The 18564-nt window shown below is 73.6% G+C and carries 11 protein-coding genes and 1 pseudogene; 6 read left to right on the top strand and 6 right to left on the bottom strand.

The genetic code is table 11. The annotated features are described in order from the left end of the window. Positions 1 to 18: 18 nt before the first annotated feature. The 3 genes from AC07AZ_RS07460 to AC07AZ_RS07450 form a co-directional block, all read right to left on the bottom strand. The gene (locus tag AC07AZ_RS07460) at positions 19 to 1185 is read right to left on the bottom strand and encodes a VWA domain-containing protein (protein ID WP_478844738.1); all 1167 of its coding nucleotides are present in this window, start codon (positions 1183 to 1185) and stop codon (positions 19 to 21) included. Further along, positions 1182 to 3671 carry a DUF5682 family protein gene (locus AC07AZ_RS07455; RefSeq protein ID WP_478844736.1) on the bottom strand — a complete coding sequence of 830 codons (2490 nt, stop codon included), beginning with the start codon at positions 3669 to 3671 and terminating at the stop codon, positions 1182 to 1184. Before AC07AZ_RS07455 ends, AC07AZ_RS07460 begins: the two co-directional genes overlap by 4 nt. 136 nt (positions 3672 to 3807) lie before the next feature. Beyond that, positions 3808 to 4938 carry an ATP-binding protein gene (locus AC07AZ_RS07450; protein ID WP_478844734.1) on the bottom strand — a complete coding sequence of 377 codons (1131 nt, stop codon included), beginning with the start codon at positions 4936 to 4938 and terminating at the stop codon, positions 3808 to 3810. A gap of 157 nt (positions 4939 to 5095) precedes the next feature. Here AC07AZ_RS07450 and AC07AZ_RS07445 point away from each other — a divergent pair, with 157 nt between their 5' ends. Together AC07AZ_RS07445 and AC07AZ_RS07440 are read left to right on the top strand one after the other, a co-directional pair. Next, positions 5096 to 6451, top strand: a complete 1356-nt coding sequence (locus AC07AZ_RS07445; RefSeq protein WP_478844732.1) for an SWIM zinc finger family protein — start codon at positions 5096 to 5098, stop codon at positions 6449 to 6451. A gap of 118 nt (positions 6452 to 6569) precedes the next feature. Then, a complete protein-coding gene (locus AC07AZ_RS07440) occupies positions 6570 to 8246 on the top strand; it encodes a DUF5691 domain-containing protein (protein ID WP_478844730.1) in 1677 nt (558 codons plus the stop codon). 250 nt (positions 8247 to 8496) lie between these two features. On the opposite strand, the gene AC07AZ_RS07435 is transcribed toward AC07AZ_RS07440, so the two are convergent. Beyond that, positions 8497 to 8913 (bottom strand): cobalamin B12-binding domain-containing protein, encoded by a 417-nt coding sequence (locus AC07AZ_RS07435; RefSeq protein ID WP_478844728.1) that lies wholly within the window; start codon positions 8911 to 8913, stop codon positions 8497 to 8499. Positions 8914 to 9548: 635 nt separating this feature from the next. On the opposite strand from AC07AZ_RS07435, the gene AC07AZ_RS07430 reads away from it, so the two are divergent. Further along, positions 9549 to 10415, top strand: coding sequence for a lipase family alpha/beta hydrolase (locus AC07AZ_RS07430; RefSeq protein WP_478844726.1), 867 nt, complete (start codon positions 9549 to 9551; stop codon positions 10413 to 10415). Between the two features lie 448 nt (positions 10416 to 10863). Beyond that, positions 10864 to 12408: a M23 family metallopeptidase gene (locus AC07AZ_RS07425; RefSeq protein ID WP_478844724.1), complete on the top strand. Its 1545-nt coding sequence runs from the start codon at positions 10864 to 10866 to the stop codon at positions 12406 to 12408. A 52-nt stretch (positions 12409 to 12460) separates the two neighbouring features. Here the strand turns inward: AC07AZ_RS07425 and pcrA are convergent, their stop codons facing one another. Continuing rightward, complete coding sequence (pcrA, locus tag AC07AZ_RS07420; RefSeq protein ID WP_478844722.1) at positions 12461 to 14941, bottom strand: DNA helicase PcrA; 2481 nt, start codon at positions 14939 to 14941, stop codon at positions 12461 to 12463. Between the two features lie 311 nt (positions 14942 to 15252). Between pcrA and AC07AZ_RS07415 the strand changes: the two genes are divergently transcribed. Together AC07AZ_RS07415 and AC07AZ_RS07410 are read left to right on the top strand one after the other, a co-directional pair. Continuing rightward, complete coding sequence (locus tag AC07AZ_RS07415; RefSeq protein ID WP_478844720.1) at positions 15253 to 16404, top strand: C40 family peptidase; 1152 nt, start codon at positions 15253 to 15255, stop codon at positions 16402 to 16404. A gap of 173 nt (positions 16405 to 16577) precedes the next feature. Then, a pseudogene (locus AC07AZ_RS07410) lies at positions 16578 to 17611 on the top strand (tellurite resistance/C4-dicarboxylate transporter family protein). Between the two features lie 239 nt (positions 17612 to 17850). Here the strand turns inward: AC07AZ_RS07410 and AC07AZ_RS07405 are convergent. Continuing rightward, complete coding sequence (locus AC07AZ_RS07405; protein ID WP_478844718.1) at positions 17851 to 18204, bottom strand: hypothetical protein; 354 nt, start codon at positions 18202 to 18204, stop codon at positions 17851 to 17853. Positions 18205 to 18564 lie beyond the last annotated feature (360 nt).

The raw sequence follows: 18564 nt of genomic DNA, 5'->3' as shown, positions 1-18564 counted from the left end.
TCATGTCCGTTTCGGGCCTCAGGCCGTGTCCGGTACCGGAAGCGGGCGCTTCTCGATCGCCGCCGCCATCACCTCCGGGAACAGGTCCGGTGTACAGGCGAAGGCCGGCGCGCCCAGGGCGGCGAGCGCCGCGGCGTGCTCCCGGTCGTAGGCGGGCGCCCCCTCGTCGGACAGCGCGAGCAGCGCCACGAACTGCACCCCCGACGCCTTCATCGCCGCGACCCGCTTCAGCATCTCGTCCCGTATGCCTCCTTCGTAGAGGTCGCTGATCAACACGACCACCGTCTCCGCGGGGCGGGTGATCTGCGACTGGCAGTACGCGAGGGCCCGGTTGATGTCCGTACCGCCGCCCAGCTGCGTGCCGAAGAGGACGTCGACCGGGTCGTCGAGCTGGTCGGTGAGGTCGACCACCGCCGTGTCGAAGACGACGAGCCGTGTGTCGATCGACCGCATGGAGGCCAGCACCGCCCCGAACACGGACGCGTAGACGACGGACGCCGCCATCGACCCCGACTGGTCGATGCACAGCACGACCTCCTTCTTCACCGACCGGGAGGCCCGCCCGTAGCCGATGAGCCGCTCCGGGACGATCGTCCGGTACTCGGGCAGGTAGTGCTTGAGGTTGGCTCCGATCGTGCGGTTCCAGTCGATGTCGTGGTGGCGCGGCCGGTTGATCCGGGCGCTGCGGTCCAGGGCGCCGGTGAGGGTGGCCCGGGTGCGGGTGGCGAGCCGCTTCTCCAGGTCCTCGACGACCCTGCGGACCACGGTCCGTGCCGTCTCCTTAGTCGTCTCGGGCATCGCCTTGTTGAGGGAGAGAAGCGTGCCGACGAGGTGCACGTCGGCCTCCACCGCCTCCAGCATCTCCGGTTCCAGGAGCAGTGTGGACAGCCCGAGGCGGTCGATGGCGTCCCGTTGCATGACCTGGACGACGGAGGAGGGGAAGTAGGTGCGGATGTCCCCGAGCCAGCGCGCCACGGACGGCGCCGAGGCCCCGAGCCCCGCCGAACGGTCCCGTCCCTTCCGCGGTCCGTCCCCTTTCCCGTAGAGGGCGGCGAGCGCCCCGTCCATCGCGGCGTCCCGTCCGGACAGCGCGCATCCGGTGCCGTCTGCCGCGTCGCCCCCGAGGACCAGCCGCCAGCGGCGCAGTCGCTCCCGCGCCGGGTCCGTCGGCTCGCTCGTCGTCATCCGTCCACTCCCACGAGGTTGTCGTCGTCCAGGCCCAGCAGCAGGCGCACCACCGGCAGCACCGCGTCCGCGCGCCCGGGGTCGAGGTCGGCCGCGAAGCCTGGTGTGCCGAAGCGCCCGCTCGTCGCGCCGCCGCCCCGCTCCCCCGGTGCCCGGCGGACGAGTTCTCCCAGAGTCCGGCGCACTCCGGGTTCGTACGCGGAGAAGGTGCGCCGCAGCAGGGGCAGTACGTCGGTGAACGCCTCGGCCGGGACGCCGGTGAGCCAGTCGTCGACCAGCGCCAGCAACCGCTCGTCGTGGACGAGCAGCATTCCGCCGCCGGAGCCGCCGCCGACGAAGCCCTCGATCCACGCGGCCGCGTCCTGCGGCGGGGTCCCCGGCGACAGCACGAGCCCCATCAGCCGTGCCGCGTCGTCCTGCGCCAACTCCCCGTCGTCGAGCAGGAGTCGTACGGCGCGTCCCCGGACGACCCCGGGCACGGTGTCCCGTCGGGTCAGGACCCGCAGCACCGCGTGCCAGCGTCCGCGCAGGTCACGCCGGCCGCCGGACGCGGTGTCGCCGCGCTGTGGGCCCGCGGGCCACTGCCCGGGGGCGTCCGCCAGCAGCCCCACCGCTCCGTGCACCGAGTCCACGTGGCGTCGCATCTCCTCGGCCGCGTCGGCGTCGAGGGCGGCGCAGGCCGGGGGCAGGCCCACGAAGACCCGCTCGGCGAGGCCGGCGGCGACCTCCGCGAGCGCCCGGGTGTCCGTGCCGCGCACGTCGCCGTAGCGCAGCGAGCGGACCAGCGCGGGCAGGGCCTGGGCGAGGTGGCCGACGTCCGTGTCGAGTGCCGCCCGGTCGGCGAGGACCCGCATCACCACCGGGAGCGCGTCCGGCAGTTCGGCCAGCAGACAGCGCTCGGCGAGCGCGGTGACGTCGGCGAGGCCCCGCGCGCTCACGGCGTCGGCCTCCGCCTTGGCGGTCGCGGCCGTGAGGACGGTCGTCCCCCATATGCCGGCCTCGGCGACCCGCACCGCCAGCTCGGGTTCCCAGCGCAGCCGCCACGACTCGCGGAAGGTGCCCGTGCTGCCCCGCGAGGCGACCGGTTCGCCCCAGGCGACGCCCAGCAGGCGCAGCCGATGCAGCATCCTGCCGCGCCCGGCGTCGGTCTCCTTGCGCAGGTCGAGCTCCAACTCCCGCTCCAGCGCCTCGGGTTTGAGGCGCAGTCTGCGCTGGAGCCGGTCGAGGTCGCGCTGCAGCGGCACCGCGGGCGCCGTGCGCGGCACCTCGCCCAGCACGTCTCCGACGACCAGCCGGTCGTGCACCAGGGCCAGCGGCACGTCCGAGCCCTCGCACATCACCGCCCGCACGGCGTCGGTGGTCTCGGTCAGGCCCGGCAGGGGGCGGCCGCGCATCGCGGCGAGCGTCCGGGCGAGCCGCACCGCCTCGATGACGTGCGCCGAGGAGACGAGCCGGTCCTCGGCCCGCAGCAGTCCCGCCACCTTGGTCAGCCACCGCTCGACGGGCCGGTCGGGGGCGGCGAACAGATGTCCGTACCAGCCGGGCGAGTCGATGCCGGCGCCGTAACCGCTGACCCGGGAGAGCCTGCGGTGCGTCCACGGCACCCACGTCATGTCCGCCTTGACCTTGGGCAGTCCCTTCAGGTGTGCCCGGTCGGCGGCGACGGTGGTCTTCTCGCGCAGTGCGGGCACGTGCCAGGCCCCGCAGACCACGGCGACGCGTTCCCCGAACTCGCGCTGCGCGGCCCGCACCTGGAGCCGCATGTACGCCTCCCGCACGAGATCCCGGTCGTGGCCTCCGCTGCCGTACGTCTCCCGCAGCGCCCCCATGGCCTCCCCGAGCACGTCGAACGGCGCGAACGGGTCCCCCTCGCCCGGGCCGCGGTGCTCGACGACGTCCTCCCACCACCGCTCGGGGTCGTCATAGCCGGCGGCCTCGGCGAGAGCGGCGAGCGGGTCGATCCGGACGTCGGGGCGGGCCGCCGCCCCGACGTCACCCCCGCCGTCCCCGCCGTCCCCGCTGTCGATGTCGTCGCTGCCGTCCGCCCCCTCCCCCGCGGGCTGCGGGGGCTCCGCACCGGCCGGGCCCGCGGGCCCGCCGGACCCGCTCTCCGGGTCCCGCCCCCATGCCAGCGTGTGGGTGGCGGGGAGGTCGATGAAACGGGCCGGGACACCGTGCTCCAGCGCCCAGCGGATCGCGACCCACTCCGGGGAGAACTCGGCCATCGGCCAGAAGGCCGAACGGCCGGGCTCGTCCACCGCGTGGGCGAGCAGGGCGACCGGCGGCCGCATGTCCTCGTCGGCGGCCAGCGGGATGAGGGCGTCGGCCTCGGGCGGGCCCTCGATCAGCACGGCTTCCGGCCGGGCCGCCGCCAGCGCCGCCCGCACGGCCCGCGCCGAACCGGGACCGTGGTGCCGCACGCCGAGCAGCAGCGGCACTCCCGCCCCGCCGGGCCACCGGCCGCCGGACTCGTCTTCGTCTGTCACGCCCGCCTCCCTCCTCTCCTGGACCAGCTCGAGTCGTCCCCGGGCGCCTTCCCGCCCCCGCCCCACCGGCCCGGCTCACCGGTGCGGTGACGACGGGCCGCCGCCGCTCCGCGGCACCTCCCCCGCCGGCGGTCGCTCACGCGCTCACCTCTCGGCAGGCCCGGTAGAAGTCCTTCCAGCCGTCGCGTTCGCGGACGACCGCCTCCAGGTACTCCCGCCAGACGACACGGTCGGCGGCCGGGTCCCGCACGACGGCGCCGAGGATGCCCGCGGCGACGTCCCCGGCCCGCAGCACGCCGTCCCCGAAGTGGGCGGCCAGGGCGAGGCCGTTGGTGACGACGGAGATCGCCTCGGCCGTGGACAGCGTGCCGCTGGGCGACTTCACCTTCGTACGGCCGTCGCAGGTGACGCCGTCGCGCAGCTCGCGGAAGACGGTCACCACACGGCGGATCTCGTCCATGCCCTCGGGCGCGGCCGGCAGGCCGAGCGAGCCGCCGAGCTGGTCGACGCGCCGGGAGACGATGTCGACCTCGGCCTCGACGCTCTCCGGCAACGGCAGCACCACCGTGTTGAAGCGACGGCGCAGCGCGCTGGAGAGGTCGTTGACACCGCGGTCGCGGTCGTTGGCCGTGGCGATCAGGTTGAAGCCGCGGACCGCCTGCACCTCCTGTCCCAGTTCCGGTATGGGCAGGGTCTTCTCCGACAGGATCGTGATGAGCGTGTCCTGCACGTCGGCCGGGATGCGGGTCAGCTCCTCGACCCGGGCCGTCATCCCCTCCGCCATGGCCCGCATGACCGGGCTGGGCACGAGGGCGTCGCGGCTCGGCCCGTGGGCGAGCAGTTGCGCGTAGTTCCAGCCGTAGCGGATGGCCTCCTCCGGGGTGCCCGCCGTGCCCTGCACGAGCAGGGTCGAATCGCCGCTGACCGCCGCGGCCAGGTGCTCGGACACCCAGGTCTTCGCCGTGCCGGGAACGCCCAGCAGGAGCAGGGCACGGTCGGTGGCGAGGGTGGTGACGGCGACCTCCACGAGCCGGCGCGGTCCCACGTACTTCGGGGTGATCACCGTGCCGTCGGGCAGCGTGCCGCCGAGCAGGTAGGTGGCGACCGCCCAGGGCGACAGCTTCCAGCGGGTCGGGCGCGGACGGTCGTCCTGCGCGGCCAGCGCGGCGAGTTCGGCCGCGAAGGCGTCCTCGGCGTGCGGCCGCAACGCCTCGCCCGGCTTGTTCTCGCTCACTTCGACGGACTGCGGTTCCACGGACACAGACATGGCTGAGGCCCCCTCCAGCTCGGCCGGTTCGGATCTGGTGTCCACCGTGCACCACGCCACTGACAATGCGATCCGACCTGCGGAAACGCCGTCGGGAGGGGGCCTTCGGAGCGGGCCCGCGGACCGATTGTCAGTGCCGGGACCTACCTTCGACAGCATGACTCAGCAGGGGGTGCGCTGGACTGCGGATCAGGTGCTGGCACTGGCACCTGACGCCGCCTCACGCAAAGCGGGAAGCAAACTCGGCGCGGCCGGACCGTGGTCCGAGACGGGCAGTGGCGAGGAGGGGACGGTGTGGGGACTGTGCAGGGGCAGCGGCAGCAAGCCGTATCAGACGGTCATCGACCTCGCGGACGCGGCCGGTCCCGCCTACAAGTGCAGTTGCCCGAGCCGCAAGTTCCCGTGCAAGCACGCGCTCGGGCTGCTGCTGCTCTGGGCGGGCGGGGACGGCGCGGTGCCCGCGGCGCAGCCGCCGGACTGGGCGGAGGAATGGCTCGGGGGCAGACGTAGACGTGCGGAGGGGAAACGGACGGCGGAGGCGTCCGGTTCCCCCGCCGCTTCCGCCGACCCGGAGGCCGCCCGGCGCAGGACCCAGCGTCGCGCCGAGCGGATCACGGCGGGCGCGGCGGAACTGGAGCAGCGGCTGGCGGACCTGCTGCGCGGCGGCCTGGCCGGCGCCGAGCAGGCGGGGTACGGACTCTGGGAGGAGACGGCGGCCCGCATGGTCGACGCGCAGGCCCCCGGACTGGCAGCGCGGGTGAGGGAGTTGGGCGCCGTCCCGGCGTCCGGGCCCGGCTGGCCGGTGCGGCTGCTGGAGGAGTGCGCGCTGCTGCACCTCCTCGACCAGGGCTGGCTGCGCCGCGAGCGGCTCCCGGACGGTCTGGCGGCGACGGTCCGCTCCCGTGTCGGCCTGCCCGGTTCGGCGGACGGCCCGCCGGTGCGGGACCGCTGGCTGGTCCTCGCCCAGTACGACACGGCGGACGCGCGCCTGACGACCCGCCGGATCTGGCTGTACGGCGCCGAGTCGCACCGTACGGCGCTGCTCCTCTCCTACGGGGCGGCCGGCCGCGCGCCGGAACTCGCCCTGCCGGTGGGGCTGGCTCTGGAGGCCGAGGTGTCCGCGTATCCGGGGGCGGGGCAGTCCCGAGCGGCCCTGGGCGAGCAGTTCGCACCGCCCGCACCGGCGGCGACACGGCCGCCGGGCGTGACACCGGCCGAAGCGGCGGCCCACTACGGCAAGGCACTGCGCGACGACCCGTGGCTCGACTCGGTCCCGGTGACGCTGGACGGGGTGATACCGACTCCGGACGGCGGCTCCTGGCAGCTCGCCGGCGCCGGCTCGGACGCGGCGCTGCCGCTCACCCCCTCGGCCGTCTCACGCCCCGGCCTGTGGCGGCTGGTCGCCCTGTCGGGCGGCGCCCCGGTCACGGTGTTCGGCGAGTGCGGACACCGGGGCTTCACCCCACTCACTGCCTGGCCGGCGGGCCCGGGCGAGGCGGTACCCCTGTGCTGAACCACCGGACCCGCACGGACCCGGTCCCCCTCCCGAGCCATGCACGTGCTCCGTCCCACGGGACACCCGGCACGGACGGGATGTCCATCACGCAGTGGTACCAGACGGAAGGAATCTCATGAACAGGACCCCCGCGCCGGGTTCGGTGGGTTCACCCGCTCCGGGAGCCTGGGAGGAACTCGTCACCGCCGCCCTGCTCGGGACGGACCGGCGCACGCCGCCGGGGACCGGGCCGGGCCGGGAGGCGCCGGTCGCACTGCTCGACGCGGCCGCCGTGGAGACCGTACGGCGGCGGGCCGGGCTGCGGGCGGCACCGGCGGCGGACCGTCCGCGGCCCGCGCCGGACGATCCGCGTCCACCGCTGCCCGCCCCGGCGGCCCGCAGGCTCACGATGCTGCTGGCCGACCGGCCCGGCACCGGCGGCGGTGGCCGCAGAGGCACGGCACCCGCCCTGATGGAGCTGCTTCCGCAGTGGCTCCAGACCGCGAACGCACGCGGTTACGCGGCACCCCCGGAGGCCGTGCCCGCGCTGCTCGACGCCGCCCGGGGGCGTACCGACCTGCGGCCGGCGGCGCTCACCTTCGCCGGTCCGCGCGCCGTGTGGCTGGCCCGGCTGAACCCGGACTGGCGGTTCGCGCTGCGCGCGACGCCCGGCCAGGGCGCGGCGCTGCCGCCCGCCGACGACCCGGACCGCGTGCGGGAGCTGTGGCAGGAGGGACTGTTCGCCGAGCGGGTCGCCCTGCTCGGCGCGCTGCGGGACCGTGAGCCCGCCGCCGCGCGCGACCTGCTCGCCACGACCTGGGCGACCGAGCGCGCCGAGGACCGGCTGATGTTCCTCGACTCGCTGCGCACCGGCCTGGGCCCGGCAGACGAGCCGTTCCTGGAGCAGGCGCTGGCCGACCGGAGCCGCAACGTACGGGCGACGGCCGCGGAGCTGCTGTCGGCGCTGCCGGAGTCCGCGCTCGCCGGCCGGATGGCCTTGCGGGCCGGGGCGTGCGTGGCCCCCGACCGCACCCGGGACACGCCGGCCCTGACCGTCGAGGCGCCGCACGCGTGCGACGCGGGCATGGAGCGGGACGGAGTCGTGGCCAAGGCACCCGCGGGCCGGGGTGAACGCTCGTGGTGGCTGGGCCAGCTGGTGGAGGCGGCCCCCCTGGGAACGTGGTCCGCCCGGCTGGGGGGCCGTACACCGGAGGAGATCGTGGCGCTGCCGGTGAACGACGACTGGCGGGGCGAACTGCACGCGGCCTGGTGCCGGGCGGCCGTACGGCAGCGGGACTCCGCCTGGGCCCGGGCCCTGCTCGGGCTGCCGTCGGCGCCGGAGGCCGGTGGCCCGGGAGCGGTGTCCCTGGCGGAGCGCGCGAAGCTGCTCGCCCGGCTGGCCGCCGCCGAGCGGGCCGAATGGGTGGCCGGGTTCATCGCCACCCATGGGCTTTCCGAGGCGTTTCAGCTGCTCGGGGTGTGCGCTGTGCCGTGGGCCGAGCCGCTCGGGCGGGCGGTCGTGGACGCGCTCGAGATCGCGCGGGACGCAGGGAGCTATCCATGGAGCTTCAGCGGAGTGATGGGTCTGGCCGAACGCTGCCTGGACCCGGCCGAGGCGAAGCGTCTCGACGGGCTGCTCGCGGTGCCGGACGAGCGGGAGGACGCGTCGCCGGGAGCCGGGGAGTACTGGGCGGAGGCGTTCCAGCGCCTGGTCACCACCCTGCGCCTGCGCGGGACGATGGCGGAGGAACTCCGGGCGCCGACCGGGCTGCCGTCGGCGCCGGTCACCGGGGACTCGCCACGGTCCGGCTGAGCGGTCCCGGGGGCCGGACCGGCCGGGGGCGGCGCCCGGGAGCGCGACCACGGCCCGGCCGGCCTCGCCTGCGGGCGCGTGCCCTGCCGGCGCTCCGGCCGGACACCGCGCCGGCGGTGGACCGGCCGGGGCCGCCGCCGAGGACTGATACCCGAGGACGGGAACCCGGCACAGCGACCGGGGCCGGGCGCCTCTCTCAGGTCACCGGCGCCGGGAGCCGCCCGCGTCGGCGGTCCGGCCGCCGGAGGCCCTACGCCCCGGTGGTCTGGCGTACGTTCGCCCGCACCCAGTCGACGATCGACGCGGTCGTCGCGCCGGGCGTGAAGATCTCCGCGACGCCCTTCTCCTTCAGCGGCGCGATGTCCGCCTCGGGGATGATGCCGCCGCCGAAGACCTTGATGTCCTCCGCGTCCCGTTCCCGGAGCAGCTCGATGACCGCCGCGAAGAGCGTGTTGTGCGCGCCGGAGAGGATCGAGAGGCCGATCGCGTCGGCGTCCTCCTGGATCGCGGTGTGGACGATCTGCTCGGGGGTCTGGTGGAGCCCCGTGTAGATGACCTCCATACCGGCGTCGCGCAGCGCACGCGCGATCACCTTGGCCCCGCGATCGTGGCCGTCGAGCCCCGGCTTGGCCACCACCACGCGAATCGGACCGGCTGCCACACCCATCACTGCCTCCATGAAGCGACTGCATTCATCCCTACCGACAGGTACCGCGGTACCCGCACCGGCCGGGGAAGTGAACGAACGTTATCGCCAGCATTCCGCAACCGGCAGTTTCGCGGTGCGGACCGAGGGGGAAATCACACAATGGGACACATCAGCAGCGCACCGTTTCGAGTCTCTGCGACACGCGCGGCGCGGGCCCCTGTGACACATGGTTCACAGGTACCCGCGGCACACGTGCCACAGCGGGACCACGCGCAACGGGAGCCGCAACGAGGTCGCCGCATCGCCGCGCCGCAGGCCGCGCGTCGTGACAGTGCGGTGCTTCGGCGACTGTACGAAAGGCACGCAGGGCAGGTACGGCACGACAGCGGGGAGCCTCGTCGCCACACCGGCAGGGAGCCTCGGCACGTCATCGGCGCACCACCGGCACCACCAGCACCATCAGAAAAACCAGCACGACCGGCATCGTCGGCAACACCGGCACCGCCGGCGCTGCGGGAAACGCACCGCGCCGCACGCCACACCCTCCCCCCTCGGGCCGTTCGGGCATCCTCGCCGATCGCCTGCGTCGCGATCTCCCACGAGGGCACACGGGGGACAGAGCAGTCCCCCAGTGTGCCGACAGGAGGTCGGCCATGAAGGTCACCGGAGCAGCGCTGCCCCTTCTTCCGCTCTGCCGGCGTCTTCTGCCCACCCGGCTGGCGGGTCTGTCCGTGGCCCTCCTGAAGGCGACCGCGCTCGAGATCGCGATCCTCGCGGGTCACCTCCTTCTCTATCCGTCGGGCATCGTCCAGGAGCGCCGGGACGCGGCCTCGCCCCTGCCCGTACCGGAGGGCACGGCACAGCTGCGGACGGAGGCGAAGCCGCCGGTCGTGCTGCTGCACGGCTTCATCGACAACCGCTCGGTCTTCGTCCTGCTGCGCCGCAGCCTCGCCCAGCACGGCAGGCAGCAGGTCGAGTCGCTCAACTACTCACCGCTGACCTGCGACATCCGCACCGCGGCCGAGCTGCTCGGGCGGCACATAGAGGAGATCTGCGCGCGCACGGGCAGTGACCGGGTCGACATCGTCGGGCACAGTCTCGGCGGTCTGATAGCGCGCTACTACGTGCAGCGCCTCGGCGGCGACCTCCGCGTGCGGACGCTGGTGACACTCGGTACGCCGCACGCCGGCACCCGGGTGGCGCCGCTGGCGAACGCCCACCCGATCGTGCGCCAGATGCGGCCCGGCTCCGAGCTCCTCACCGAGCTGAACCGGCCCGCGCCCGGCTGCCGTACCCACTTCGTCAGCTTCTGGAGCGATCTCGACCACCTGATGGACCCGCTGGAGACCGCCTGCATCGACCATCCCGACCTGTCGGCGGAGAACGTGCGGGTGAGCGGGGTCGGGCATCTCGCGCTGCCCGTGCACCCCGCCGTCGCCACCGGGATACGGCAGGTCCTCGACACCGCACGGACCGCGGCCGAGGCCGACCCCCGGGCGACCGGCATGACGGTGGCCTGACACCGACGCCCCCTTCGAACGGCCCGACGGTGGCCCGACCGCCGACGCCGCCTTCGCCCGCCCGACGGTGGCCCGACCGCCGACGCCGCCTTCGACCGGCCCGACGGTGGCCCGACGCCGACGCCCCCGCCCCCTTCACGCTCGCCACGACGGCACCCGGGCGCCCCCACACCCCCGCCACCGCGCGCGTCGCCCCGCGCCCGCCGCCCGCGCCCCAGCCACGCCAACAACCCCCGCCACAGCGGAAAAACAGGCCCCCGACAGCCCACGCGCATCGAACACTCTTCGAACACAGGGCCAAACCCGCGTCCGCAGTCCCCCGAAACACGGCCGAATGCCCGTTTCCTGCTGGCACGAAACCTGCCGAAGATTGTCGCGCCCGCGTACCGCCGGGTACAGTCGCCGCACTGCTCTGGCAGCCCCTGTTGTCGAGGCGAAAGAGAAGTTGGTGAACGATCGTCACCCGTCGGGGACCATGACCACCCCGGCCCCGGCTTCCGACGCCGCCTCCGCGCACTACGCGTCTTACGGCGGTCAGGAACGCCCCTACGGCGACTTCACCACGTATGACGCCTACGCCGCCGGCACCGTCGACCACACAGGTTCCCACTCTCACGGACTCGACACCCACGGATTCGAGACGGGCAGCCATGCCGCGACCTTCGAGACCGACCCGCTGTTCGGGAACCTTCCGGGGGACGGGCACGCGACCGGTGGCTACGACACGTCGGCGTGGACCGACGGCGCTCACCAGACCCTGAACCACGACGCGTACGCGGCCCAACGGCATGCCTACGACACCGGCGCGTACGACAACGCCGCGTGGGCCGCCGGCCACGAGCAGCTCTCCATGATCCCGTCGCAGGCCAAGGCCCCCGACACCAGCGGGCAGTGGGACGCGAGCGCCTGGCAGCAGCCCGACCAGGCGGCCGGCGAGCCTGCCGACCCGACGCAGCAGTGGGACTGGGGCACGCAGACCTTCGACACCGGGGCCTACGACGCCACCCAGTGGAACTCCGACGGCGGCGCGGGCGACCCGGCTTCGGCGGCGGAGGACCACGGTCGGCAGGCCGAGCCCTTCGAGGAGCGGGCGACCCCGTTCGACCAGCAGCCCACGGCCACCTTCGAGCAGTTCTCGTACGACGAACACGCCGTGGAAGACGACGAGTTGAGCGCCACGGGTGAGTTGCCCGCCGTGGCCCCGCTGCTCGACGACCAGGAGGAGACCGCGCCGGCCCCGGCCGCCCGCGCGGCGTCCCGGTCGCGCCGCCGCCCGCCGCCCAAGCGGTCGGCGTTCCTGACGGTGGCCGTCCCCTCGGCGTGCGTGATGGGTGTCGCGGGAATCGCCGCCGCGTCCGTCGGCACCCTGACCGACGACGGCGGCGACACCACCGCCACCGCGTCCGACGCGACCGCCGTACAGCCGTCCACCGCGAACAGCAAGCTGGACGTCCAGCTGAAGAGCCTGTCCGCGGGCGCCGACGACTTCGCCGACCGGGCCAGCCGTACACAGGAACGTATCGACCTCAAGGCGCAGCAGGAGGCCGAGAAGAAGAAGGCGGCGGCGGAGGCGGCCCGCAAGGAGCGGCTGCGTCCCAAGTACGCGCTTCCGGTCACGCAGCACGGCCTCAGCGCCTACTTCGGCCAGGCCGGCGTCAACTGGATGTCCGTGCACACCGGCATCGACTTCCCGGTCGCCTACGGCACCACCGTGATGGCCGCGACCGACGGCACCGTCCGCACCCAGTGGAACAGCGCCTACGGCAACATGCTGATCCTGACCGACAAGGACGGCACGGAGACGTGGTACTGCCACCTCTCCACCTACCGGGTCGCCTCCGGTACGACGGTCAAGGCGGGCGACCCGATCGCGTACTCCGGCAACTCCGGCAACTCGACCGGCCCGCACCTGCACTTCGAGGTACGGCCGGCCGGCGGCTCCGCGATCGACCCGCTCCCGTGGCTGCGCAGCCACGGCATCAACCCGACGTAGAACCCGGCACTGTTGAGCCCCCGCCGTCCGGCGGGGGCTCTTTTCGTGGCTGCTACAGCTTCTCCACCGGCGCGTACCGCAGCAGCAGCCGCTTCGGTTTGACGTCGCCGAAGTCGACCGTCGCCTCCGCGGCCACGCCCGTGCCCTTCACCCCGACGACCGTGCCGAGTCCGAACTGGTCGTGCGTCACCCGGTCCCCGACCGCCAGGGAGACCACCGGCTTCTCCGCGGTCCGCCGGGTGGCGAACCCGGACGCGCCCGAGGCCGAGGAGCGGGACGACGACAGGGAGGCCGCGATCCCGGACGCCGGGCCGGAGGGCATCGGCGCCGTGGCTCCGGTGCGCTTCCAGTCGACGTGGCGCGGCGGGATCTCCTCCAGGAAACGCGAGGGCGGGTTGTACGACGGCTGCCCCCACGCGCTGCGCAGCGACGACCGGGTCAGATACAGCCGTTCACGGGCGCGTGTGATGCCGACGTACGCCAGGCGCCGCTCCTCCTCCAGCTCCTTGGGCTGGCCGAGGGCACGCATGTGCGGGAAGACGCCGTCCTCCATGCCGGTCAGGAAGACGACCGGGAACTCGAGGCCCTTGGCCGTGTGCAGGGTCATCAGGGTGATGACACCGGAGCCGTCCTCGTCCTCGTCGGGGATCTGGTCGGAGTCGGCGACCAGGGCCACCCGCTCCAGGAACGCGGAGAGCCCGCCGGCGGTCTCGCCCTCACCGGCCTCCTGCTCGAACTCCAGGGCCACGGCGGCGAGTTCCTGGAGGTTCTCGATGCGGGTCTCGTCCTGCGGGTCGGTGGACGCCTGCAACTCGGCGAGGTAGCCGGTGCGTTCGAGGATGGCCTCCAGGACGGTGGCCGGACCGGCGCCCGACTCCACGATCGTACGGAGGTCTTCCATCAGCGTGTTGAACCGCTTGACGGCGTTGGTGGAGCGCGCGGCCATGCCGTACGCCTCGTCGACCCGCCGCAGGGCCTGCGGGAAGCTGATCTTCTCGCGCTGGGAGAGGGCGTCGATCATCGCCTCGGCGCGGTCGCCGATGCCCCGCTTGGGCACGTTGAGAATGCGGCGCAGCGGGACCGAGTCCTCCGGATTGGCCAGCACCCGCAGGTAGGCGAGGACGTCCCGGACCTCCTTGCGCTCGTAGAAGCGGACGCCGCCGACCACCTTGTAGGGCAGGCCGACGCGGATGAAGACCTCTTCGAAGACACGGGACTGGGCGTTGGTGCGGTAGAAGACGGCGACGTCGCCCGCCTTCGCGTCGCCCGCGTCGGTGAGACGGTCTATCTCGTCGGCGACGAACTGCGCCTCGTCGTGCTCGGTGTCGGCGACGTACCCGGTGATGCCGGCGCCCGCGCCCGCGTTGGTCCACAGGTTCTTGGGGCGGCGGGACTCGTTGCGCTCGATCACGGCGTTCGCGGCGGACAGGATCGTCTGCGTGGAGCGGTAGTTCTGCTCCAGCAGGATCGTCGTCGCGTTCGGGTAGTCCTCCTCGAACTGGAGGATGTTGCGGATGGTCGCGCCGCGGAACGCGTAGATCGACTGGTCGGCGTCGCCCACGACGCACAGCTCGGCGGGCGGCAGGTCGTGCTCACCCGGTGGCACGTCCACCGGGTGCTCGGCGGTGCCGACGAGTTCCCGGACCAGCGCGTACTGCGCGTGGTTGGTGTCCTGGTACTCGTCGACCAGGACGTGGCGGAAGCGGCGGCGGTAGTGGTCGGCGACGTCCGGGAAGGCGCGCAGCAGGTTGACCGTCGTCATGATCAGGTCGTCGAAGTCGAGGGCGTTCGCCTCACGCAGCCGTGACTGGTACATGGCGTAGGCCTGCGCGAGGGTCTTCTCGAAACCGTCGGTGGCCTGGGCGGCGAAGTCCTCCTCGTCGACCAGCTCGTTCTTCAGGTTCGAGATCTTGGCGCTGAAGGACTTCGGCGGGTAGCGCTTGGGGTCGAGGTCCAGGTCGCGGCAGACCAGGGCCATCAGCCGCTTGGAGTCGGCGGCGTCGTAGATCGAGAAGGAGGACGTGAAGCCGAGCTTCTTGCTCTCGCGGCGCAGGATGCGCACACACGCGCTGTGGAAGGTCATCACCCACATCGCGTTCGCGCGCGGGCCGACGAGCTGCTCGACGCGCTCCTTCATCTCGCCCGCGGCCTTGTTGGTGAAGGTGATCGCGAGGATCTGGCCCGGATGCACGTGCCGCTGGCCGAGGAGGTGAGCGATGCGGTGGGTGAGCACACGGGTCTTGCCGGAGCCGGCGCCGGCCACGATGAGCAGGGGGGCGCCGGAGTGGACGACGGCGGCGCGCTGGTTCTCGTTGAGCCCCTCCAGGAGCGCGGCCGGGTCCACCGGGGGGCGGGGGGCGCCGTCGCGGTAGTAGGCGTCCCGGTCCGGCGGCGCGTCGAACTTCCCGCCGAACAGATCGTCCGGAACGGGCTCCGGCACATGATCGTCCTCGGGCGGCGGCGGGTGTTCTTCCTCGCGGGCCCGTGGGGCCTTGAGGTCCGCCAGGAAGCTGTCGTCAAAGAGGCTGCTCATCGCTCTCCGAGTCTAGGGTGCGCCACCGACAACCCACCGCCGCCCCGGAAAACATCCCCCCGCGGGGCCGTGGCCTGTGCGGATCGCACCGGAACGACCACGGCGAGCGACGCCCGGGAGAAGGTCACGAAAACGTATCGGGCATATCGCACATCAACCTTCACAGAGGCCGCACCCGTTGGCTACCGTTCCCGGCGGGCCGCAGGGCAACCCTTCCGGGCCGCCCGCCCGCCACCTCCCCGGCGCACGAACGGCCCGCGGGTACCCCGACCGCTGCCCCACCAGGCGGAACCTGGAAGGAGTCGCCAGTCTTGGCGTCGCACCGCAAGTCGCGTCCCACGGGGACGCGCGCGGCAGGCATACGGACCCCCGTCCTCGCCACGGCCGCCCTCACCTCCGCGGCCCTGTTGTCCCAGACGGCCCAGGCCGCTCCCCGGACCGACGGGGACCCGAGCGTCGAGGAGGTCGAGAAGAAGGTCGACGACCTGTACCGGCAGGCGGAGTCGGCGACCGAGAAGTACAACGCGGCGAAGGAGAGGACCGCGAAGCAGCGCAGGAACGTCGACACCCTGCTCGACGACGTCGCCCGGCGCACCCAGAAGCTCAACGAGGCGCGGGAGGAGCTGGGTTCCCTCGCGGCGGCCCAGTACCGCACCGGCGCCACCGCCCCCGACACCGCGACCTTCCTGCTCGCCGACTCCCCACAGGACTACTTCGACCAGAGCCAGCTCATGGGCCGGCTCACCAGCCGCCGGAAGAGCGCGGTGGACGACTACGTCACCGACCAGTCCTCGACGACCAGGAAGCGCCAGGAGGCCACCCGGAGCCTGGCGGCGCTCGACGAGACACAGGGCGATCTCCGGACGGCCAAGGCCACCGTGCAGAGGAAACTCTCGGACGCGCGCGAGCTGCTGTCGAAGCTGACGGCCGAGGAGAAGGCCCGGCTCGCGGCGGCCGAGGAGAAGCGGCGCCGGGAGGCCGCGCACAAGGCCGCGGAGCTCGCGCGGCAGCAGGCCGGGCGGCGGGAGTCCCGGGAGACGGCGCCGCGGCAGGACGGCCGCTCGACCGGCTCGTCCTCCACCGCGCCCGCCGACTCCTCCTACGCGGCCAAGGCGGGGAAGGCGCTCGCCTTCGCCCGCGCCCAGATCGGCAAGCCGTACGTCTGGGGCGCCACCGGCCCCGGCTCCTACGACTGCTCGGGCCTCACCCAGGCCGTCTGGAAGGCCGCCGGCGTCACCCTCCCTCGCACGACCTACGACCAGGTCGACGCCGGCACCACGGTCCCCCTGTCCGAGGCACAACCCGGTGACCTGGTCTTCTTCTACGGCGACATCAGCCACGTCGGCGTTTACCTCGGCAACGGCATGATGATCCACGCCCCCAAGCCGGGTGCGTACGTCCGCGAGGAGTCGATCTTCTACGACGGTGAGCCGGCGATCCACAGCGTGGTACGCCCGGCCTGAGCCGGCGGCGCGACGACAGCGGCGGCGGGGCGCGGGAGCGGACGTTCCCGCGCCCCGCCTCTTCCTGCGCACTCCCTGAACGCCGTCCCCCGCTTCCCACGCCCGCGCGTTTTCCGGAGCGCCCGCGCGCGTGCCCCGCTCGTACGGCGCGCGACGCTCCTTACCATCGCCCCATGCCCGGCACCGGCCCTTCCCCCCGCTCCCCCCTCGGCGCCCGGTGGGCCCGGCGTCCGCCGGCGGCCGGGGCCGCCGTGCTGGCGACCGGCAGCCGGCGTCCGCCGGCGGCCGGGGCCGCCGTGCTGGCGACCGGCATCCTGTCGGTCGGCCTCGACACGACGGGGTACGGGGTCCTGTCCGCCGTCGCCCTGGTGGCGGCCTCGGCCGCCTGGCTGGGCCTGGCGGCCGACTTCGCCGCACGACTGCTGTGGGACCGGCCGCGGTGGATGGCCGAGGCGAGGACACCGGGCGCGCTGATGGCGGTGGCCGCGACCACCGTGCTCGGCATCCGGTTCTCCGCGCTGGGGTGGCAGCCCCTGGCCGAGTCCCTGCTGGCGCTGGCCGCGCTGCTGTGGCCGGGGCTGCTCGTCCTCGTCCTGCGGCACTCGCGCCGGCGGATGCCGGGGACGGTGTTCCTGGCGTGTGTCGCCACGCAGGGGCTGGTCGTGCTGGGCGCGGGCCTCGCCGCGGCCGGGGCGACGGCCTGGCTCGCGCACACCGCGATGGTCCTGTTCTGGCTCGGGCTCGCGCTCTACGCCCTGGCGTCGACCCGCTTCGACCTGCGGGAGGTGACCGGCGGGGCCGGTGACCACTGGGTGGCCGGCGGCGCGCTCGGCATCTCGGCGCTCGCCGGGTCGAAGCTGGTCGTGGCCGGCGGCTCGGGTCCGTACCTGTGGAGCGGCGACGACACTCACGTGCTGCGCGCGGTGACCGTCGCGCTGCTGGTGCTCGACCTCGGCTGGTACGCCGTCCTGCTGGTGGCCGAACTGTGCCGGCCGCGGCCGCGCTACGACGTACGGCGCTGGGCGACCGTCTTCCCGTGGGCATGACGGCGGTGGCGACGCTGTCCGTCGCCGACGCCCTGGACGTGCCGTGGCTGAGGAGGCCGGGTGAGGTGCTGCTGTGGATCGCGGTGGCGGCCTGGCTGGTCGTCGCAGCGGGGGCGGCCACCGGGGCGTACGCCCGGTGCGGGGCGGCGACCGGGCGGTGAACCGGGCCCGGCGCCGGCTGGGATCCGGCGGCTCAGGTCCGGTTACGCGGCTCAGGTCCGGTTACGCGGCTCAGGTCCGACTACTGCTCAGGCCCGGCGACGCTCAGGCCCGGCGACGCCCCAGCTCCGGGCGACGCCCAGGTCCGGCGACGGCTCAGGTCCGGGCGACGCCCAGGCCCGGCGACGCCCCAGCTCCGGGCGACGCCGAGGTCCGGCGACGGCTCAGCCCCGGAGACGGCTCAGGTCCACAGGACCGCGATGAAGATGTTCGCCGTGGTCAGCAGGCCCACCAGGCCGAACAGCCTCTTGTCCACCTTCTCGTCGTCGCGCTTCACGTAGACGAGGCCGAGGATCACGATCAGCAGGGCCAGCTTCACACCGATCTTGATGTTGTCGACGGACTGGTCGTCGGCCTGGTTGAGGCCCACCAGGACGACGCCGGTGACCAGCATCGTCACAGCGCCGTGCAGCATCGCCGGAACGAAGCGGGCGGTGCCCCGGCCCATCGCCTTCATCTGGGTGAGGAAGCCGCCGAGCAGCGCGGCGATGCCGATGATGTGCAGGCCGACGAAGAGATGGATGAGTACGTCCATGGGCCGGAGCCTAGTCAGCGGCCCGGACGCCGCCCGCACCGCCCCACCCGCTCGCTCGCTCGCTGCCGGACGGCACTCCCGACGCCGGTGCATATATGCGTCCCATAGCACTCCGTGGTCATCGCCCGTCCCGGAATCACCACATCGGTCATCGCCCTGTGTGAAGTCGTCGGCCACGCCCGCGCTCCATGGTCACTTGCGGTCACAGGGCAGTCGGCACCCGGCAGTTCCGTACAAGGCGTTACCCCACCGACACCATCAGGTTTAGCGTCCTCCACCAGGTGACCGGCTCCCCACCGCCGCCCGGGCCAGGGGCGGCAGCCGGCCACCACCGCCGAGAAAGTCCGGCGGCGGCCCGCT

The organism is Streptomyces sp. NPDC043878 (assembly GCF_056435735.1).
This window is presented reverse-complemented; position numbering and strand designations above follow the sequence as displayed.